The 19316-nt window shown below is 66.4% G+C and carries 17 protein-coding genes; 14 read left to right on the forward strand and 3 right to left on the reverse strand.

Translation table 11 applies throughout. The features are described 5' to 3' along the window. Positions 1 to 53: 53 nt before the first annotated feature. Complete coding sequence (locus BMY90_RS02620; RefSeq protein WP_008210336.1) at positions 54 to 1061, reverse strand: LysR substrate-binding domain-containing protein; 1008 nt, start codon at positions 1059 to 1061, stop codon at positions 54 to 56. Positions 1062 to 1382: 321 nt separating this feature from the next. On the opposite strand from BMY90_RS02620, the gene cysG reads away from it, so the two are divergent. The 4 genes from cysG to BMY90_RS02640 all read left to right on the forward strand — a co-directional run bounded on the left by cysG (position 1383) and on the right by BMY90_RS02640 (position 6745). Further along, positions 1383 to 2834, forward strand: coding sequence for a siroheme synthase CysG (gene cysG / locus BMY90_RS02625; RefSeq protein ID WP_092701205.1), 1452 nt, complete (start codon positions 1383 to 1385; stop codon positions 2832 to 2834). Between the two features lie 47 nt (positions 2835 to 2881). After that, positions 2882 to 3538, forward strand: a complete 657-nt coding sequence (locus BMY90_RS02630; protein WP_092701208.1) for a peroxiredoxin — start codon at positions 2882 to 2884, stop codon at positions 3536 to 3538. A 577-nt stretch (positions 3539 to 4115) separates the two neighbouring features. Continuing rightward, a complete protein-coding gene (locus tag BMY90_RS02635) occupies positions 4116 to 5996 on the forward strand; it encodes an LTA synthase family protein (RefSeq protein WP_092701211.1) in 1881 nt (626 codons plus the stop codon). Positions 5997 to 6229: 233 nt separating this feature from the next. Then, positions 6230 to 6745: a hypothetical protein gene (locus BMY90_RS02640; protein ID WP_037098430.1), complete on the forward strand. Its 516-nt coding sequence runs from the start codon at positions 6230 to 6232 to the stop codon at positions 6743 to 6745. 315 nt (positions 6746 to 7060) lie between these two features. On the opposite strand, the gene groL is transcribed toward BMY90_RS02640, so the two are convergent. Together groL and BMY90_RS02650 are read right to left on the reverse strand one after the other, a co-directional pair. After that, positions 7061 to 8704 carry a chaperonin GroEL gene (groL, locus tag BMY90_RS02645; protein WP_092701214.1) on the reverse strand — a complete coding sequence of 548 codons (1644 nt, stop codon included), beginning with the start codon at positions 8702 to 8704 and terminating at the stop codon, positions 7061 to 7063. 102 nt (positions 8705 to 8806) lie between these two features. Further along, a complete protein-coding gene (locus BMY90_RS02650; protein ID WP_008213337.1) occupies positions 8807 to 9100 on the reverse strand; it encodes a co-chaperone GroES in 294 nt (97 codons plus the stop codon). A 211-nt stretch (positions 9101 to 9311) separates the two neighbouring features. Here BMY90_RS02650 and cutA point away from each other — a divergent pair, with 211 nt between their 5' ends. From cutA to purH, 10 genes are all read left to right on the forward strand, one after another. Then, positions 9312 to 9635, forward strand: a complete 324-nt coding sequence (cutA, locus tag BMY90_RS02655) for a divalent-cation tolerance protein CutA (protein ID WP_008215584.1) — start codon at positions 9312 to 9314, stop codon at positions 9633 to 9635. 190 nt (positions 9636 to 9825) lie between these two features. Continuing rightward, positions 9826 to 12060, forward strand: a complete 2235-nt coding sequence (locus BMY90_RS02660) for a protein-disulfide reductase DsbD family protein (protein WP_092701778.1) — start codon at positions 9826 to 9828, stop codon at positions 12058 to 12060. Position 12061: 1 nt separating this feature from the next. Further along, on the forward strand, positions 12062 to 12604 hold the full coding sequence (locus BMY90_RS02665) for a TlpA family protein disulfide reductase (protein WP_092701217.1): 543 nt from the start codon (positions 12062 to 12064) through the stop codon (positions 12602 to 12604). A gap of 149 nt (positions 12605 to 12753) precedes the next feature. Next, positions 12754 to 13197, forward strand: a complete 444-nt coding sequence (gene aroQ, locus BMY90_RS02670; protein WP_008209816.1) for a type II 3-dehydroquinate dehydratase — start codon at positions 12754 to 12756, stop codon at positions 13195 to 13197. A gap of 69 nt (positions 13198 to 13266) precedes the next feature. Beyond that, positions 13267 to 13731 (forward strand): acetyl-CoA carboxylase biotin carboxyl carrier protein, encoded by a 465-nt coding sequence (accB, locus tag BMY90_RS02675; protein ID WP_092701220.1) that lies wholly within the window; start codon positions 13267 to 13269, stop codon positions 13729 to 13731. Between the two features lie 2 nt (positions 13732 to 13733). After that, positions 13734 to 15116 (forward strand): acetyl-CoA carboxylase biotin carboxylase subunit, encoded by a 1383-nt coding sequence (gene accC / locus BMY90_RS02680; RefSeq protein WP_092701224.1) that lies wholly within the window; start codon positions 13734 to 13736, stop codon positions 15114 to 15116. A 104-nt stretch (positions 15117 to 15220) separates the two neighbouring features. Further along, positions 15221 to 16123, forward strand: coding sequence for a 50S ribosomal protein L11 methyltransferase (gene prmA, locus BMY90_RS02685; RefSeq protein WP_092701227.1), 903 nt, complete (start codon positions 15221 to 15223; stop codon positions 16121 to 16123). A gap of 77 nt (positions 16124 to 16200) precedes the next feature. Beyond that, entirely contained in the window at positions 16201 to 16986 is a 786-nt protein-coding gene (locus tag BMY90_RS02690) for a zinc-ribbon and DUF3426 domain-containing protein (RefSeq protein WP_092701230.1), read from the forward strand. A 170-nt stretch (positions 16987 to 17156) separates the two neighbouring features. Continuing rightward, on the forward strand, positions 17157 to 17450 hold the full coding sequence (locus BMY90_RS02695; protein WP_050984273.1) for a helix-turn-helix domain-containing protein: 294 nt from the start codon (positions 17157 to 17159) through the stop codon (positions 17448 to 17450). Positions 17451 to 17538: 88 nt separating this feature from the next. Further along, complete coding sequence (gene purH / locus BMY90_RS02700) at positions 17539 to 19164, forward strand: bifunctional phosphoribosylaminoimidazolecarboxamide formyltransferase/IMP cyclohydrolase (RefSeq protein WP_092701233.1); 1626 nt, start codon at positions 17539 to 17541, stop codon at positions 19162 to 19164. Positions 19165 to 19316: the final 152 nt, after the last annotated feature.

A 19316-nucleotide genomic window follows, 5' to 3' on the forward strand; every position in this document is an offset into this window, starting at 1 on the left:
AACACGTAAACCCCACCCTCCACGAATACTGCCGCCACGCGGCAGAACTCACCTCAAGCCGCGTGCAACGCCGCCGCACGCTTGCCGCGCCGGCCGGTCTCGCGCCACAGTGGCGCTTTCGGCCATGCCGGCTCGGCGTGACCGGCGACGACGCGGCGAAGTTCGGCTTCGTCGAGTTGCGGGGCGACCAGCGTGGCCAGTTGCGCGACGTAGCTGCGCAGCACGCGATCACGACGCAGGACCAGCCAGCTGGTGCACTCGGGCAGCAGCGGGTCGATGTCGAGCACCACCAGTTCGCGCGCATCGGCATCGCCCAGCGCCATCTCGGCGAGGATACCCACGCCCAGGCCGGCCAGCACGTAGGTCTTGATCAGGTCGGCATCGGCCGAGGTGCAGGCAATGCGCGGCTCGATGCCGACCGAGCTGAAAGCCCGGCGCAGCGAGGAATCCGGTTGCAGCGAGGATTCGTAGCTGACCAGCGGCAGATCGGCCAGGTCGGCCAGGCGCAGCGGTCGCTTCAGGCGTGCCAGCGCATGGCCGCGCGGCACGATGGCGCGTCGATGCCAGCGATACAGCGGTACCGCGATGCCGCCTTCCGGCTGCGCGCCGCTGGTGCTGACGATGGCCAGGTCGACCTCGCCGCTTTCAAACAGGCTGATGACACGACTCTCGCCCTGCGGGCGGATGTGCACGCTCAGATCGGGATACTGCTGCTTGAGCCGTGCAATCGGCTCGGGCAACACGAAGCGGGCCTGGGTGTGCGTGGTGGCCAGTGCCAGCTCGCCGTGCGATTCCTCGCGCAGGTTCGCTGCCAGCGCGCGGATGTTGTGCGATTCGTTGAGGATGATGCGCGCGCGCTCCAGTACCTGGGCACCGGCGGGCGTGATCGTGTCCAGGCTCTTGCCGCGACGGGTGAACACCTGGAAACCGAGTTCGCCTTCGAGTTGCTTGAGCTGCTTGCTGATGCCCGACTGGGTGGCGTAGACGTTCTCCGCCGCGAGCGTGATGTTGAGACCGGCGTCGGCGATGGCGACGATGTAGCGCAGTTGGGTGAGCGTCATGATGTCCTGCCTTGGGGTGTACGTGGATGGCGAGCGTCAATGCACGAAGCACGACACGGACAGGGCATGTTTTCCGCCGAACGAATCTGCTTGATGTTGAGCATGACCAATCTCCACACACCGGCACCATGCCGGGTCGACTGCACGCGACCTTAACACACGAATGTTTTGGACGTCTATCCATCCATTCGAATACGTCGGAAGTCATGCACCACCACATCATGCCAGGTCGGCATAACCTCGGTCGCAGCCATCATTTCCAGCCAAACCCCGGCACCGTTAGCGTGAATCCATCCTTCCCGACACGTGCCCTCGACCGCCATGCCGCTTTATCCGCTCTTCGCCGATCTTGTCGACCGCCCCGTCCTGGTGGTGGGTGGCGGCGTGGTAGCCGAGCGCAAGGCCGAGGCATTGCTGGCCGCCGGCGCCCGGGTGCGTGTCGGCGCCCCCGCGCTCACCGCCACCCTGCACGAGTGGGTCTCGCAGCAACGCATCACCTACCTGCCGGGCCGCTATCGCAAGGAATGGCAGAACGGCGCATGGCTGGTGATCGCCGCTACCGGCGACCCGTGGCTCAATGCGCGCATCGCTGCCGAAGGCACCGCGCGGCGACGACTGGTGAACGTGGTGGACGATCCCGCGCTGTCCAGTTTCCAGGTGCCGGCGGTGATCAACCGCGCGCCGTTGCAAGTAGCCATTTCCACCAACGGCACGGCACCGGTGCTGGCACGGCGGTTGCGCGAACGCATCGAGAGCTTGCTCGACCCCGCATTGGGCCCGCTGCTGCAACTGGCCCAGCGCTACCGTCCGCATATCCGCCAGCGTCATCCGGACATGGCCCATCGCCGACGTTTCTATGATTGGCTGCACGATGGCCCGGTCCGCAATTTATTGCGTGCCGCGCAACCCGCCCTGGCCGAACATGCCTTGCAGGTGGCGCTGGATGCCGCATCGACACCCGCAGCGGTCGGCTCGGTGGTGCTGGTCGGCGCCGGCCCCGGCGATCCCGGCTTGCTCACCTTGCGCGCGCTGCGTGCGTTGAACGAGGCCGACGTGATCCTGCACGACGCCCTGGTGTCGCCCGCCGTGCTCGAACTGGCCCGGCGCGATGCCGCGCGCATCGCCGTGGGCAAGCGCGGCGGTGGCACGCATACCGCGCAAGATGCCATCCACGCGCTGCTGCTGGAGCACGCCCGCGCCGGTCGCCGCGTGGTTCGACTGAAGGGCGGCGATCCGTTCGTGTTCGGTCGCGGTGGCGAGGAACTGGAATTCCTGCAACGCCATGGCATCGCCTTCGAAGTGGTGCCCGGCATCACCGCGGCCGTGGCCTGCGCCGCCTTCGCCGGCGTGCCGCTGACTCATCGCGAACACGCCCAGTCGGTGCGCATGGTGACCGCGCACTGCCGCGATTCGCTGGACACGCTGGACTGGGCGGCGCTGGCCCGGGAACGCCAGACGCTGGCGTTCTACATGGGCGTAGGCCAGCTCGACACCGTGTCGCGGAAACTCATTACGCACGGACGTGCGGCATCGACGCCCTTCGCGCTGGTGGAAAACGGTTCGCTGCCGCAGCAACGCACGCTCACCGGCACGCTGGACGAATTGCCCGCGCTGGCACGCCAGCATGCCATCGCCGCGCCTGCGTTGCTGATCATCGGCGAAGTCGCGGCACTCGCCCATCGCCTGCACTGGCATGGCGAGCTGCTGGAAAGCTGTCGACGCCCCGCCCGCTCGTCCCACCAGCCGTCCGCCGCCCTGGCCGACGCTGCCTGATCCATCCGCATCCCGCATCCCGCAATCGCTCGTCGAAGGAGACCATCATGAGCCTGCAACTGGGCGATACCGCCCCCGACTTCACCCTCGATTCCACCGAAGGCCAGATCCACCTGCACGATTACATCGGCAAGCAGTGGCTGGTGTTCTTCTCGCACCCGAAGGATTTCACCCCGGTGTGCACCACCGAGCTGGGCGCCTTCGCCCGCCGCAAGGGCGAGTTCGCCCAGCGTGACACCAAGCTGCTTGGCCTGTCGGTGGATTCGGTGGCCGACCACAAGGGTTGGTCGAAGGACGTCGAGGACGTCACCGGCGCCGCGATCAACTATCCGCTGCTGGCCGATACCGAGCTGAAGGTGGCGAACCTGTACGGCATGATCCACCCCAAGGCCGACCCCAAGGTCACCGTGCGCACGGTGTTCATCATCGATCCGCAGAAGAAAGTGCGCCTGACCCTGACCTACCCGCCGAGTGCCGGCCGCAATGTCGACGAGGTGCTGCGCGTACTCGACTCGCTGCAGCTCACCGACGGCCGCAAGCTCACCACGCCGGTGGACTGGCAGCCGGGCGACGACGTGATCATCGCGCCGTCGGTCTCCGACGAGGACGCCCGCAAGGAATACCCGCAGGGCTGGAAGACCCTCAAGCCCTACCTGCGCCTGCTGAAGGTGACGGACGCGCTCAAGAAAGCCGTCAACGCCTGATCCAACCCTGCTTCAGCCGCGTCCCGCAACGGGCGCATTCGGGCCGGCGTGCCATGCGCCGGCCCTTCTTTTTTGGGTAGACGTGGAAGAAATGAAGTCACGCGACTCGTCATGCCCCCGTGCTTTTTCTTGTCATCCCGGCGAAGGCCCACTGCTGTCCGGAATAAAAATGCGCGATGCGTGGAAGGCCCCGAGCAGTACAACTTTGCAACCATTGAGTTTGCATGAGACCCAAATTTCAGAGTTATCGACCACGCCCCGTCTCGTCATCCCAGCGAAAGCTGGGATCCAGTTAAGATGCTGTGCGAAGCACACTCAACTTCTTGTTTTTGTGTGCTTCGCACGCATGTTCGACTGGATTCCAGCTTTCGCTGGAATGACGGATTCGGCTGCCGTCATGCCTTCGCAAAATTATTCCGGACAGCAGTGGGCGCAGGCCGGGACGACGGCCAAGGCCAATAACCTGGAATCACCCGACCGATGAACCCGGGGCAACACGCGATATTCACCTGACAACGCGTTCATGTCGCCCGCGTTACAGTCCGCAGCTTGCCTGCGACCAGGCCACCGGACCGCCATGACGACACGCCTCGCCCTTCCCCAGTCCCGCCTTGCCCGACTCGCCCTGTTGGTCGCGGTAGCCATCCTCTTCGTCCTGCTCACCGGCTTGATCGACGGGCACAAGGGCGTGGCGCCGTTGCGATTGCTGATCCAGCCGAAATTCCCGCTGGCCAACGCCTTGCCCGGGCTGCTGCTGGGCGGCCTGTTGCTGCTGCTGAGCCGACGCCTGTTGTGGTCGTTCGGGCTGGCGTACCTGCTGCAGGCCGTGCTGTATGGCGTCAACGCGCTGAAGGTGGAAAACCTCGGCACGCCGCTGATGCCGGCCGACTTCCGCATGGTCGGCCAGTTGCGCAAGGGCGGCTTCCACCTGCTCGCCGGTTATCTGCCGCACAGCCCATGGCCGTACCTGGCCTTGCTGGCCGGCCTTGCCGCAATCATCGCGTTGTGGCACTTCGAGCCGCCGCTGTTCGCGCGCCGCACCCGCGGCAAGCGGCTGGTCGGTGGCGCCGTGCTGGCCGTCACGCTGGGCAGCCTGCTCGCCGGCAGTTCGGCCTGGGCCGGTTTCTACAACGGTCGCACGCTATGGCTGGAACCGTGGTCGGCCGCTTCCACCACCATCCACTCGGGGCTGGTCAGCTCGTTGCTGATGTTCCACATCCAGTACGGCCACGCCAAGCGCAAGGCCGATCCGGCCGCGGTGAAACAACTGCTCGCACAGAACGAACCGGCGCTGCAGCAGCACATGCAGATGCCGGCCACGCCGGCGAGCGCGCTGCCGGACATCGTGGTGATCCAGAGCGAATCGTTCTTCGATCCGTCGACCCTGCGTGGCTACGAACACGCCGACCTCACCCCCAACCTGCGCCGGCTGCAGGCGGAAGGCACCAGCGGCCCGCTGTACGTCCCCACTTTCGGCGGCGGCACCATCCGTACCGAGTTCGAAGTGCTTACCGGCCTGTCGCTGCGCTACTTCGAGGACATGCAGTTCCCCTATCTGCAGATGAACCGCAAGCTGGTGCCGAGCATGGTGCGCGCACTGAATGCGCGCGGCTACGAGACCGTGGCCATCCACGGCAACGATCCGGCATTCTGGAACCGCACCACGGCATTCAAGGCGCTGGGTTTCGACCGTTTCGTCTCGCGCACACAATTCCCGGCCAACGCGGCGATGGACGGCAAGTACATGGCCGACAGCGCGATGACCGACGAGATCATGGACCAGCTGAAGGACAGCGGTCCGCCGCAATTCCTGTTCGCGATCAGCATCGAGGCGCACGGTCCGTACGATGTGGAGCCGGCGAACACCGCCGAGCGCGATGCCATCCGCGTACCCGCCGGCATCGAGGGCAAGGAAAAGCTCGAGCTGCAGGATTACATCTATCACATCCAGCATGCCGACCATGAGCTGGGCCGGCTCGCCGCGTTGCTCGCCAAGCGCAGCCGCCCGACCCTGCTGCTGTTCTACGGCGACCACCTGCCCGCACTGACCAATGTCTACCACACGCTCGGTTTCGTCGACGGCGGCAACATGCTGAGCGAACCGGGCACCTGGCTGCTGGTCGACCCGGCCCATCCGCGCAAGGCCGTGCACGAAGACATCGCCTCGTGGATGCTTCCCGGCAAACTGCTCGACACCGCCGGCATCCACGACGACGCCTACTTCGCGCTGACCCAGCTGCTGGTCCCGCAGCTGGCCAGGCTCACCCGGGCCCCGGGCGCTCCCTTGTCCGACGAATCTTCCGGGCAGCAGCAAGTCGACACCGACATGGCCAGCGTCGCCCTGCTGCGCATGAAGGGCAAGCTGGAAAAATTGCTGCCTGTCAGCGCTCCCGGCACTCCGTCGAACTACGCCGGCCAACCCGCGGCGATGTCGACCAGTGCGGGCACCGCGCACTGAGCCTGGCCTATATCCCCGTTGTTCCGCGCCGGCGCTCCAGGTCGCGGAACAACGGACGATGGGAGACCGCGCCGGAAACCCGGCCACGCGCAATTACGGCAACCATTCAGCCAGCTGTCCGCTGCCAAAACGCCCTCCCCCCGGATTCAGGCACCAGCCAGAACCGCACGCCTAGCGTGATGACCACTGCGGCGCATGCCTGCCCGCAGTTCCATCATCGAGGAGTCCCACCCATGCGCAAGACCGTGATCGCCACCATCGTTGCCACCAGCTTCGCGCTTTCCATCCCCGCCTTTGCCCAGGTGGCCGTGGGTGGTGGCGGACGGCTTGGCGTTGGCGTACAAACCGGCGGACTGACGCACAGCGCCATGCAGACAGCCGGACACGCCGGCATGCAGGCGGACCAGACGTTGCAGCACACCGCCCACCGTGCCCGCCACGCCACGCATCGCGCCGAAAATGCCGCGCACTCCCGCAGCCATGCCCGGGTCGATACTCGCACCAACGCCTCGATCCACGCCGGTGCGGCAGGCGCGAATACCGATACCAGTGCAAGCATGGGTGCCGGACTCGACACCTCCGCGGCTGCCGGCAAAGCCGGCGCAGCCGGTCGCAGCGCAGCCGGCCAGGTCCGCGACACCACCCACCAAGCCCTGCAGTCCGGCGAGCATACGGCCGGCGCCATCGGCCATGCCGCAAAGGGTATCCATGCCGGCGGTTCGGCCAGCGCCCAGGTACACGGCCACTAAGCCCTAGGAGCGTGGGCGGCAGAAATCTTCCGGGCTGCAGAAGTGGCTGCGTGGTCCATATGCCCGTCGCTTCTTGGCCCATAGAACCACTATGGGCCGGCGAATCGTCGAAAATCTGTCCTCACGCAGCCACTTTTTCGCCTCGGAAGTTTCTACCGCCCACGCTCCCAGGCGTGAATGTCACGAGCCCCGCCGATCCGTCGGGCTCGACCAGAAACAAGCCACAAAAAACCCCGCCGAAGCGGGGTTTTTTGTGGTTTGCCCTTCGACGCCGCCGCCATGCGGCAACGTCTGGGGCGAACGGCTGGGGCCGGATCAGAAATCCATGCCGCCCATGCCACCCATGCCGCCGGGGGCGCCGCCGTGGCTGTGCTCTTCCTTCTTCGGCAGCTCGGCCACCATCGCTTCGGTGGTGATCGCCAGACCGGCCACCGACGAGGCGTACTGCAGGGCCGAACGGGTGACCTTGGTCGGGTCCAGGATGCCGAACTCGATCATGTCGCCGAACTCGCCGGTCGCGGCGTTGTAGCCGTAGTTGCCCTTGCCTTCCTTGACCTGGTTGACGACTACGCTGGGCTCGCCACCGGCATTGAACACGATCTCGCGCAGCGGCGCTTCGAGCGCGCGGCGGGTGATCGCGATGCCGAGGTTCTGGTCTTCGTTGTCGCCCTTCAAGCCTTCGACAGCCTTCAGCGCGCGGATCAGCGCCACGCCACCACCGGGGACCACGCCTTCTTCAACGGCCGCACGGGTTGCGTGCAGGGCGTCTTCGACGCGAGCCTTCTTTTCCTTCATCTCGACTTCGGTAGCGGCACCGACCTTGATGACGGCCACGCCGCCGGCCAGCTTGGCCACGCGTTCCTGCAGCTTCTCGCGGTCGTAGTCCGAGGAGGTCTCCTCGATCTGCGCCTTGACCTGGCCGATGCGCGCCTGGATCTTTTGCGCTTCGCCGGCACCGTCGATGATGGTGGTGTTTTCCTTGGTGATGACGACGCGCTTGGCACGGCCCAGATCGTTGATCGTGGCCTTCTCCAGCTGCAGGCCGACTTCCTCGGAAATCACCTGGCCGTTGGTCAGGATCGCGATGTCTTCCAGGATGGCCTTGCGACGATCACCGAAGCCCGGCGCCTTGACGGCGGCGACCTTGACGATGCCGCGGATGGTGTTGACCACCAGCGTGGCCAGCGCCTCGCCTTCCACTTCCTCGGCGACGATCAGCAGCGGCTTGCCAGCCTTGGCGACGGCTTCCAGCACGGGCAGCAGCTCGCGCACGTTGGAGACCTTCTTGTCGTGGATCAGGATGTACGGGTCGTCCAGCTCGACCTGCTGGCTCTGCTGGTTGTTGATGAAGTACGGCGACAGGTAGCCGCGATCGAACTGCATGCCCTCGACCACATCGAGTTCATTGTCCAGGCCCGAACCCTCTTCGACGGTGATCACGCCTTCCTTGCCGACCTTCTTCATCGCGGTGGCAATGATGTCGCCGATGTTGGTGTCGGAGTTGGCCGAGATCGTGCCGACCTGGGCGATCGCCTTGTCGTCGGCGGTGGGTTTGCTCAGGCTCTTCAGCTCGCCGACGGCGGCCACCACGGCCTTGTCGATGCCGCGCTTCAGATCCATCGGGTTGATGCCGGCGGCCACAGCCTTCAGGCCTTCCCGGATGAATGCCTGCGCCAGCACGGTGGCGGTGGTGGTGCCGTCACCGGCGTTGTCGGAGGTCTTGGAGGCGGCTTCCTTGACGATCTGCGCGCCCATGTTCTCGTAGGCGTCGGCCAGCTCGATTTCCTTGGCGACGGAAACGCCGTCCTTGGTGATCGTCGGCGAGCCGAAGCTCTTCTGCAGCACCACGTTGCGACCCTTCGGGCCCAGCGTGACCTTGACGGCGTTGGCGAGCGTGTTCACGCCCTTCAGGATGCGCGAACGGGCGTCTTCGCCGAAGCGGACTTCTTTAGCGGCCATAAAATTTTTGCCTCAAAAATTTTGAAATAAGGAAAGGGGGTTTGTCGTTTCGAGAGCGTCGCCGAAGCAAGCTTCCGGCAACGGGCGAGCGCGGTGACGCGCTCAGCCTTCGATCACGGCCACGATGTCGTCTTCCTTCAGGAACACGAGGTCTTCGCCGTCGATCTTGATTTCCTGGCCGGCATACTTGCCGAACAGCACGGTGTCGCCTTCCTTCAGCGACATCGGACGGACCTTGCCGTCAGCCATGATCAGGCCGGTGCCGGCAGCCACGACCTTGCCACGGGTCGGCTTCTCGGTGGCGCTGTCCGGGATGACGATGCCGCCGGCGGAAATACGCTCTTCTTCCAGACGCTTGACGATGACGCGATCGTGCAGCGGACGCAGTTTGCTCATGACGACTCCAGCTAGGTTATGTGGATTGAGAAAGGGGCGACCCGGGTGCCGTTGTTAGCACTCTGGGCCAGTGAGTGCCAATTGTAATGACGCAGAACGCCTCTGCAAGGGGGCTTGTACCGCGTCTCTGGCTCTGACATGGAGCGTTCAGCCGACATTTCAAGGGGCGACACGCTACCCTCGGCAGCGTCCCTGCCGCCCCGACTTCGCGATGCCCGACCCCGTCCTGCTTTGCTATTGCACCTGCCCCGATGCCGCCAGCGCACAGGCCATCGCCGAGGCGCTGATCGGTGAGCGGCTGGCCGCCTGCGTCAACCGCCTGCCAGGCGTGGCATCCACCTACTGCTGGCAGGGCCAGGTGACCACGGACGCCGAGGAACTGCTGCTGATCAAGACCGTCGCCAGCCGCTTCGAGGCGCTGAAAACCCGTCTGCTGGCACTGCACCCCTACGAGTTGCCCGAATTGATCGCCGTACCGGTGGAACGCGGCCATGCCGCCTATCTGGACTGGATTCGTCACTCTGTCGGCGACTGAAGTCCCGGATCCAGGTAACCCAACGGTTCACACCGACGAATACTCTGATGGTCTGCCGGCAAGCGGAGGGCGTCAGGGCAGGGCCTTGCCGACTTCGGCCGGGCATCCTGCCGCATCCCCAAACCGCCCGCGACGGCTGGGCCATAATGCCGTGTCGCCCGCGCGCGACCCGATCGATGTTGGAGCTGCCATGCGTTTTTCCCTGCCCCGCCACTTGGCCGCCTGCCTGCTGGCCTTGTCCGTCCTGCTACTCGCCGTGCCCGTGGCCCTGGCGCAGGACAACGGCATCCTGCCCGTCACCGAGGCCTACCAGCTCAAGGCCGACGCCAGCACGCCCGGCGTGCTGAAGCTGCACTGGACCATCGCGCCGGACTACTACCTGTATCGCGGCCGGATGAAGTTCACCGCCGGCGAGGGCGTGACGCTGGGCCAGGCGCAACTGCCGGCCGGCGAGAAGCACGTCGACCCGTACCTCGGCCCGGTGGAGACCTACCACCACGCAATCGATGCCAGCATTCCCTACACCGTGGCGCCCGGCACCACCCGATTGCGCCTGAGCGTGCAATTCCAGGGTTGCCACGAAGTGGAGCCGAAGATCTGCTACCCGCCGCATACCGAGCAGCTCGACCTGCCGCTGCCGGCAGCAACCACAGCCGATGCCGCCGCGCCGAGCGACCACCCCGGCAGCAACCCGCTCAGCAGTGCGCTACACCAGCTGGGCAGCGCCCCCACCAGTGGCATGGATGGCGCCGCGTTGCCGCCCGAACAGGCGTTCCGCTTCGCCGCGCTGGCGCAGGATGCCCATCACCTGCTGCTGCAGTGGACGATGCCGAAGGGCTACTACCTGTATCGCGACCAGACCACGCTGCGCCTGAAAGACGCCGACGGCCTGAGCCTTGGCACGCCCGAGTGGCCGACCGGCACCGCACACCAGGATGCGCACTACGGCCACGTCACCGTGTACTTCGGCCAGCTCGAATTGCCGGTGCCGATCAAGGGCGACCTCGCCGGCCGGCACCAGCTCACCGTGGAAGCCAGCTTCCAGGGCTGCCAGGACGGCGGTCTGTGCTATCCGCTGATGACGCGTGACGTGACGGTCGATCTGTCCAGCGGCGCAATCGCCTCCGGTGTCGCCGCGGCAACGCCCACACCACCCGCCGCGCATGCGGACACCGCATCGGCCGCGACCACCGCCACGCCACCGGCGACCGCACCGCTGCGCACCAGCCTGTTGGCCGCCCTGCTGCTGGCGCTCGGCGGCGGGCTGGTGCTGAACCTGATGCCATGCGTGTTGCCGGTGCTGTCGATCAAGGCGGTCAGCGTGCTGGAAAGCGGCGAAAGCCCGGCCCGTCGACGGCGCCAGGCACTGGCCTATACCGGCGGCGTACTGTGTTCGTTCGCGGTCGTCGGCATCGCCATCGTGGCCTTGCGCGCCAGCGGCCATGCGCTGGGCTGGGGTTCGCAATTGCAGCAGCCGCTGCTGGTCGGCGTGCTGGCTTGCGTGATTTTCGCGGTGGGACTGTCGATGTCCGGCGTCGTGCAGTTCGGCGCCTCGCTGGGCAATACGGGGGCCGCACTGGCCAATCGCGGTGGCGCGGCCGGCGACTTCTTCACCGGCGTGCTGGCGGTGGTGGTGGCCAGCCCCTGCACAGCACCATTCATGGGCGGCGCACTGGCGTACGCGTTTGCCGCCTCGAAACTCGCCGCGCTGCTGGTATTCCTGATGCTGGGCGTGGGCCTGGCACTGCCGTTCCTGCTGATCGGCTTCGTGCCCGCGCTGGCCCGCTGGTTGCCACGACCCGGTCGCTGGATGGAAACGCTGAAGCAGATTCTGGCGTTCCCGATGTATCTCACCGCCGTATGGCTGACCTGGGTGCTGGCGCATCAGCGTGGCGCCAATGCGGTGGGCCTGCTGCTGGTGGCGATGGTGCTGCTGGCGCTGACCTTGTGGTGGTTCGAGCGCAGCCGCGCACACGGCACGTTCGGTCGCGCGCTGGTGGTGCTGCCGGCCGTACTGGTCCTCGCGTCGCTGTACTACCTGGGACAGGTGCCTGCACCCACACAGGTCGCCCAGACCCAGACCGGCGTGGTGGCCTACAGCCCGCAGAAGCTGGCGGCCTTGCGTGCTGCCGGAACGCCGGTGCTGGTGGACATGACCGCCGACTGGTGCATCACCTGCCAGGCCAACGAACACGCCGTGCTGGATACCGCCTCGTTCCGCGACCTGCTCAAGCGCACCGGCACGGTCTACATGAAGGGGGACTGGACCAACGAGGACCCGGCGATCACCGCCTTCCTGCAGCATTACCACTCGCCCGGCGTGCCGTTGTACGTGATGTTCCCGAAGGGCGGCGGCGAAGGACGGCAACTGCCGACCGTGCTGACCTCGGCGCTAATGACCCGGACGCTGACGGCCACCGACTGAGATGTTCACCCGGCAGACCTGGCTGATTCTCGCCATCGCAATCCTGGCCGCCGCGGCCGGTGGCTGGCTGCAGCACCGCAGCCGGCTGGCGCATGTGCCGGCCGGCGTGCAGGTGGCGAACGTCGGCGATCTTCGCCCGGATCTGGCCCTGCCCGACCCGGACGGCCAAACGCATCGGCTCTCGGATTACAGCGGCCGCCGCGTCCTGCTGAACTTCTGGGCCACCTGGTGCGGACCCTGCCTGGACGAGATGCCCCTGCTGGACCAGGCACAGGCCGATTACGGTGCTGGCGGCGTGCGCATTGTCGGCATCGCGATGGACGACCCGGCCCACGTGCGCCGATTCCTCGCCGCGCATCCGCTGGATTACCCGGTTCTGATCGGCCAGTTGGACGCGCCCAGCACCTCGCTGCGGCTCGGTGACACGGCCGAAGTGCTGCCCTACAGCGTGCTGCTGGACGCCACCGGACGCGTGCTGGCCGTGCGCCGCGGCCCGCTGCAGCAGGCGCAACTGCACGCGTGGCTGGCCCCGGGCAAACCCTGAGGCGCCACCCCGCGACATACGTCACCGCACGGTTTAACGCGCACTTCTCCGCCAAACATCGCCGAACTGCGGCGAACTGGACAATATGAGTGAGTGCGCGCACACTGCGCGCGTTCCGACTTTCCCGGACGCTGTCGCAAGGTCGTCGTGTGGCGAAGATCCTGGTCCTGCACGGACCCAACCTCAATCTGCTGGGCGTGCGCGAGCCGGATATCTACGGCCATGGCACGCTGGCCGACATCAACGCGCAGCTGGCCGAACAGGCCCAGGCGGCCGGACACGAGCTGTTCTGGTTCCAGTCCAACGCCGAGCACGAGCTGACCGGCCGCATCCACCAGGCCCGCGACGAACGAGTGGCGATGATCCTGTGCAACGCCGGCGCATTCACCCACACCAGCGTGGCCCTGCGCGACGCCCTGGCCGGCGTGGCGATTCCGTTCATCGAGGTGCACTTGTCCAACGTGTTCGCCCGCGAGCCGTTCCGGCACCACTCGTATCTTTCCGACATTGCCGTCGGCGTGATCTGCGGCTTCGGCAGCGACAGCTACACGCTGGCGCTGGACGCCGCGCTGCGGCGGTTGTCGGCGGTCTGAGCCGCCCACCCCATTCATTATCCTGCCGCCGCGCGCGGCATCCACGAACTGTAAAAGAAGGCCGATCCGATGGATTTGCGCAAAATCAAGAAGCTGATTGATCTGCTCGAGGAATCCAACCTCGCCGAACTGGAAATCAAGGAAGGCGAGGAAGTGGTGCGCCTGTCGCGCGTGCCCAAGGGCAACGCGGTGATGGCCGCCCCGGCTCCCGTCGCCGTCGCGCCCGCCCCGATCGCCGTTGCAGCCCCGGTGGCCGCCGCGCCGGCCGATGCCGCCCCCGCCGCCGACGCATTGCCCGCGGGCCACGTGGTGAAGGCGCCGATGGTCGGCACGTTCTACGCCTCGTCGTCTCCGGGCGCCGCGCCGTTCGTCAAGGTCGGCCAGCAGGTCAAGGCCGGCGAGACGCTGGGCGTGATCGAGGCAATGAAGATGTTCAACCAGATCGAAGCCGACGTGGCCGGTACCGTGCAGGCCATCCTGGTCGAGAACGGCCAGCCGGTCGAATTCGACGAGCCCATGTTCGTGATCGCCTGACCATGCCCAAGCTCGAGAAAGTCCTCATCGCCAACCGCGGCGAAATCGCCCTGCGGGTGCTGCGCGCCTGCCACAGCCTGGGCATCAAGACCGTGGCGGTGCACTCCACCACGGACCGCAACCTGAAGCACGTGGGTCTGGCCGACGAGTCGATCTGCATCGGCCCGGGCCCGTCGGCGGACAGCTATCTCAACATCCCGCGCATCATTGCTGCGGCCGAGATCACCGACGCCAACGCGATTCATCCCGGCTACGGTTTCCTTTCCGAACGCGCCGACTTCGCCGAGCAGGTGGAAGAGTCCGGCTTCATCTTCATCGGCCCGACCGCCAAGGTGATTCGCCTGATGGGCGACAAGGTGGAAGCCATCCGCGCCATGAAGGCGGCCGGCGTGCCGTGCGTGCCAGGCTCCGGCGGCCCGCTCGACGACAATGTCGAAGCCAGCATGAAGATCGCCCGCGAAATCGGCTATCCGGTGATCATCAAGGCGTCCGGCGGCGGCGGCGGTCGCGGCATGCGCGTGGTGCGCACCGAGGCACACCTGGGCAACTCCATCGTGATGACCAAGCAGGAGGCCAAGGCGGCCTTCGGCAACGATCAGGTGTACATGGAGAAGTTCCTGGAAAATCCGCGCCACGTGGAAATCCAGGTGCTGGCCGACGGCCAGGGCAATGCCATCCACCTGGCCGAGCGCGATTGCTCGATGCAGCGCCGCCACCAGAAGGTGGTCGAGGAAGCGCCGGCACCGGGCATCACGCCGGAACTGCGCGCCGAGATCGGCAAGGTCTGCGTGGATGCGTGCATCCGCATCGGCTATCGCGGCGCCGGCACCTTCGAATTCCTGTTCGAGAACGGCCGCTTCTACTTCATCGAGATGAACACCCGCATCCAGGTGGAACATCCGGTGACCGAGTTCATCACCGGCGTGGATCTGGTGCGCGAACAGCTGCTGATCGCCGGCGGCGAAAAGCTGTCGATCCGCCAGGAAGACATCCACGTCACCGGCCACGCCATCGAATGCCGCATCAACGCCGAGGACCCGGACAGCTTCCTGCCCTGCCCCGGCACGGTGAAGCGCTTCGAGGCCCCCGGCGGCCCCGGCGTGCGCGTGGACACGCACCTGTACGACGGCTACCGCATCCCGCCGAACTACGACTCGATGATCGGCAAGCTGATCGTGCACGGCCCGGACCGCGCCACCGCCATCGCGCGCATGCGCCTGGCCCTGGCCGAGACGGTGATCGAAGGCGTGAAGTGCAACATCCCGTTGCAGCAGCGGATCATGGCCGACGTGGGTTTCCAGCAAGGTGGACAGAACATCCACTACCTGGAAAAGCGCATGGCCGAGCAGAAGGAACACAAGGTGGCCGGCGAAGCCAAGGAGTGAGTGAAGAGGAGTGAGGAGTGAGAGAAAGCGCTCACTCCGACCACTCGCCGCCACGCATTGCCTGCTCTCACTCCTCACTTCTCGATCCTCACTCCTCTCCCTCCATGCCCTTCCTCGAACTCACCCTCACCGTCCGCGTCGAACAGCAGCCCCGCACCGAGGAGGCGCTGGACGACCTCGGCGCCATGTCGATCACGCTGCGTGACGCCGACGCGGAAACGCCGGACGAACAGGCGATCTTCGAGCCGGGCGTGGGCGAGCTGCCACTGTGGCCCACGCTCACGCTGAGCGCACTGTTCGATGCCGACAGCGATCGTCGCGGCCTGCTCGAAGCGCTCGGGGAACTGCTGCCCTGGCTGGAACCCGACCAGCTCGGCTTCCAGGAAGTGGCCGACGAGGATTGGGAGCGTGCGTGGATGGACCAGTTCAAGCCGATGCCATTCGGCCGCCGGCTGTGGATCTACCCGTGGAACATCGAGCCGCCGGAAGACGACGCGCTGGTGGTGATCCGCCTCGACCCCGGCCTCGCCTTCGGCAGCGGCACGCATCCCACCACCGCGCTGTGCCTGGAGTGGCTGGACGGGCTGGAACTGGCCGGCAAGTCGGTGATCGACTACGGCTGCGGCTCGGGCATCCTCGCCATCGCCGCGCTGAAGCTCGGTGCCGCGCAAGCGGTGGGCGTGGACAATGACCCGCAAGCACTCACCGCCTCGGCCGACAATGCCGAACGCAACGGCGTGGCCAGCCACTTCGCGCTGTTCCTGCCCGAGGACCACGTGGTGGAGCCGGCCGATATCTTCGTCGCGAACATCCTCGCCGGCCCGCTGGGCGAACTTGCACCCACCTTCGCCGCCGCCGCCAAACCCGGTGCACCGTTTGCCATCTCCGGCATCCTCGCCGGCCAGCAGGATGAGCTGCTGCAGCGCTACGCGTGCTGGTTCGACGAACTGCGCGTGGACACGCGCGAGGATTGGGTGCGCATCAGCGGTCGTCGTCGCATCCATTGATACCGTGCCGGCGCGCACCGGTTCGATGCGCCGCCAGCGCCTGCTAAGCTTGCGGCGATTCGACCGAAACGACCCGCATGTACACGCAATGCCCTGAATGCCTCTCCGTATTCTCGCTGGATGCGCGCACGCTCGCGCAGGCGCACGGCTACGTGATGTGCGGGCATTGCAGCGCCGGTTTCGACAGTCTCGCCACGCTCACCGAACAATTGCCGCCCGAACCGTTCCGCGAACTGCCGCCGAACGAGCCGGCGTTCGAGCCGCCGCATCTCGACCTGGTGGTGTACCGGCCGCGCTCGACGGAGCCCGAGCCCACGACCACCCCGACGCCCGAACCGGAAGATTTCGCCGGACTGTCTTTCGCCCCCCGCTTTGCGCAACCACGCGAAGCGGGGCCGCGGCGCTGGCCGTGGATTGCCGTCTGCGTCCTGCTGACACTGCTGCTCGCCGCCCAGCTGGGCTGGGCATGCCGCGACACGCTGATCGCGAATCCCGCCACGGGCAACCTGTTGCGCCAGACCTGCAGCGTGCTCCACTGCCGCCTGCCGCTGGTGCGCGACGTGCACAAGCTGCAACTGCTTGCGCGTGACGTGCAAACCCATCCATCCGTGCCTGGCGCACTGTTGATCAGTGCCACCGTGCGCAACAACGCCGCCTTCGCCCAGCCCTGGCCGACGGTGGCGATCACCCTGCTCGACGTGAACGGCAAGCGACTGGCGATGCGCCGGCTGCGTCCGTACGAATACCTTGGCGACCGTGCCGAGCAGCAGCAAGGCCTGGCGCCCGGCGCGACCACGGCCCTGGTGTTCGAGGTGGACGACCCGGGCCAGCGTGCGGTGACCTTTTCGCTGGATTTCGAGTAGGACGCTTCTGTTTTTTCCGAACGCCGCACTTAATTTTGTCGCCCCGCGCGGGTACACTCGGTAGCCCCGCGCGATCTTTCGGCGCGGGTTGCACATTCGCCGCAGCACGCGGCAAAGACATAAACTCAGGCGATGGCCCATGCAGCCGTCGCGTCAGCTCGTGAGGGGACATGCCCGTGAACGCCGTCAGACTGCCTGCCAACGGGGCGAACAGGGAAGCCTTGTCGCAGGGCCAGAGCGCGCTGGGCGAATGCGTCAGCCGCACCGTGCGCCGCTATCTCGCCGACATTGGCGATGCGGACTGCGGCGAAGGCCTGCACGCGCTGGTGATCCGCGAGGTCGAAGGCCCGCTGCTGCGCGAGGTGCTGGCGTTCCATGATGGCAACCAGAGCCGCGCCGCCGCCGCGCTCGGTATCAATCGCGCCACCTTGCGCAAGAAACTCACCTCGCTCGGCCTGCTCTGAGCCGCTTCACGTTTGGCCATCCAAACGCGCCGGCGGCGCCAGGCCAATCCGGCTATAATGTGCGGCTTTCCCCCTACGGAAACCCGCCATGCCCGCCCCCGCCGTCACCTCCATCCGCCGCGCACTGCTAAGTGTTTCCGACAAGACCGGCCTGATCGAACTGGGTCGCCGGCTTGAAGCGGCGGGCGTGACGCTGCTCTCCACTGGCGGCAGCGCGAAGGCCCTGCGCGAGGCTGGCATCGCGGTGACCGACGTCAGCGACGTCACCGGCTTCCCCGAGATCATGGACGGTCGCGTCAAGACGCTGCACCCGAAAGTACATGGCGGCCTGCTCGGCCGGCGCGGCACCGACGACGCGGTGATGGCCGAACTCGGCATCGCACCGATCGACCTGCTGGTGCTGAACCTGTACCCGTTCGAGGCGACGGTGGCCAAGCCCGACTGCACGCTGGAAGACGCCATCGAGAACATCGACATCGGCGGTCCGGCGATGCTGCGCTCGGCGGCGAAGAACTGGAACGACGTCGGCGTGCTCACCTCGCCTGATCAATATGCCGAGGCACTGGCCGAGATCGAGCAGCATGGCGGCCTGTCGCGCGCCACGCGCTTCAAGCTGGCGGTGACTGCATTCAACCGCGTGGCCAACTACGGCGGCGCGATCAGCGATTTCCTGTCAGGCCTCAAGCTCGACGATGCCCACGAAGCCATCACCGGCCACGATGCCTTCCCAGCGCAGGTCAACAGCCGCTTTGAGAAGGTGATGGACCTGCGCTACGGCGAGAACCCGCACCAGAGCGCCGCGTTCTACCGCGACCTGTGCCCGGCGCCCGGCACGCTGGCCACCTTCGAGCAGCTGCAGGGCAAGGAGCTCTCCTTCAACAACATCGCCGACGCCGACGCGGCGTGGGAGTGCGTGCGCAGCTTCCACAAGCCGGCCTGCGTGATCGTCAAGCACGCCAACCCGTGCGGCGTGGCGGTCAGTCTCGACGGCGTCGGCAAGGCCTACGACCTGGCGTACCAGACCGACCCCACCTCGGCCTTCGGCGGCATCATCGCCTTCAACCGCGTGCTGGACGGTGCCACCGCCGCCGCCATCGTGGCGCGCCAGTTCGTGGAAGTGGTGCTGGCGCCGGGCTACGAACCCGCCGCGCTGGAGGCGTTCAAGAAGAAGGGCAACGTGCGTGTGTTGGTGATCCCGCCGCCGCCCGGCGCCGACCTGGAGCACGGCGGCCTGGCCACCGCACATCCGGGCATGAACTCCAAGCGCGTGGGTTCGGGCCTGCTGTTGCAGAGCGCCGACACCGGCATGGTCACGGCGGCTGATCTCAAGGTGGTGACCAAGCTCGCCCCCACGCCCTCGCAGATCGATGACCTGATCTTCGCCTGGAAGGTGGCCAAGTACGTCAAGTCCAACGCCATCGTCTATGCGAAGAACCGTCAGACCATCGGCATCGGCGCCGGCCAGATGAGCCGCGTCTACAGTGCGAAGATCGCCGGCATCAAGGCCGCCGACGAGAAACTCGAAGTGCGCGGCTCGGTGATGGCCTCGGACGCTTTCTTCCCGTTCCGCGACGGCATCGACGCCGCTGCCGAAGCCGGCATCAGCGCCGTGATCCAGCCCGGCGGCTCCATGCGCGACGCCGAAACCATCGCCGCCGCCGACGAACACGGCATGGCCATGGTATTCACCGGGATGCGGCACTTCCGGCACTGAAAGTGGCGGAAGTAAATCAAGCACTCCGTCACTGAAAGCGACGGAAATAAATCAGGCGCTCCGCCATTGAAAGTGGCGGAAGTAAATCAGGCGCTCCGCCATTGCTCTTGGTAGGAGCGCACCCTGTGCGCGATGCTTTTCGGTCTTTGCCG

Source organism: Rhodanobacter glycinis, assembly GCF_900114325.1.
In the GTDB taxonomy this organism is placed as follows: domain Bacteria; phylum Pseudomonadota; class Gammaproteobacteria; order Xanthomonadales; family Rhodanobacteraceae; genus Rhodanobacter_A; species Rhodanobacter_A glycinis.

What these genes read in the sequence shown, in the direction of transcription:
- BMY90_RS02660 (WP_092701778.1), top strand. Translation starts at nt 9,826, where the DNA reads ATGCGTTTTTCCCTGCCCCGCCACTTGGCCGCCTGCCTGCTGGCCTTG.
- BMY90_RS02640 (WP_037098430.1), top strand. Translation starts at nt 6,230, where the DNA reads ATGCGCAAGACCGTGATCGCCACCATCGTTGCCACCAGCTTCGCGCTT.
- accB (WP_092701220.1), top strand. Translation starts at nt 13,267, where the DNA reads ATGGATTTGCGCAAAATCAAGAAGCTGATTGATCTGCTCGAGGAATCC.
- BMY90_RS02650 (WP_008213337.1), bottom strand. Translation starts at nt 9,100, where the DNA reads ATGAGCAAACTGCGTCCGCTGCACGATCGCGTCATCGTCAAGCGTCTG.
- prmA (WP_092701227.1), top strand. Translation starts at nt 15,221, where the DNA reads ATGCCCTTCCTCGAACTCACCCTCACCGTCCGCGTCGAACAGCAGCCC.
- cutA (WP_008215584.1), top strand. Translation starts at nt 9,312, where the DNA reads ATGCCCGACCCCGTCCTGCTTTGCTATTGCACCTGCCCCGATGCCGCC.
- cysG (WP_092701205.1), top strand. Translation starts at nt 1,383, where the DNA reads ATGCCGCTTTATCCGCTCTTCGCCGATCTTGTCGACCGCCCCGTCCTG.
- groL (WP_092701214.1), bottom strand. Translation starts at nt 8,704, where the DNA reads ATGGCCGCTAAAGAAGTCCGCTTCGGCGAAGACGCCCGTTCGCGCATC.
- BMY90_RS02620 (WP_008210336.1), bottom strand. Translation starts at nt 1,061, where the DNA reads ATGACGCTCACCCAACTGCGCTACATCGTCGCCATCGCCGACGCCGGT.
- accC (WP_092701224.1), top strand. Translation starts at nt 13,734, where the DNA reads ATGCCCAAGCTCGAGAAAGTCCTCATCGCCAACCGCGGCGAAATCGCC.
- BMY90_RS02690 (WP_092701230.1), top strand. Translation starts at nt 16,201, where the DNA reads ATGTACACGCAATGCCCTGAATGCCTCTCCGTATTCTCGCTGGATGCG.
- BMY90_RS02635 (WP_092701211.1), top strand. Translation starts at nt 4,116, where the DNA reads ATGACGACACGCCTCGCCCTTCCCCAGTCCCGCCTTGCCCGACTCGCC.
- BMY90_RS02630 (WP_092701208.1), top strand. Translation starts at nt 2,882, where the DNA reads ATGAGCCTGCAACTGGGCGATACCGCCCCCGACTTCACCCTCGATTCC.
- purH (WP_092701233.1), top strand. Translation starts at nt 17,539, where the DNA reads ATGCCCGCCCCCGCCGTCACCTCCATCCGCCGCGCACTGCTAAGTGTT.
- BMY90_RS02695 (WP_050984273.1), top strand. Translation starts at nt 17,157, where the DNA reads ATGCCCGTGAACGCCGTCAGACTGCCTGCCAACGGGGCGAACAGGGAA.
- BMY90_RS02665 (WP_092701217.1), top strand. Translation starts at nt 12,062, where the DNA reads ATGTTCACCCGGCAGACCTGGCTGATTCTCGCCATCGCAATCCTGGCC.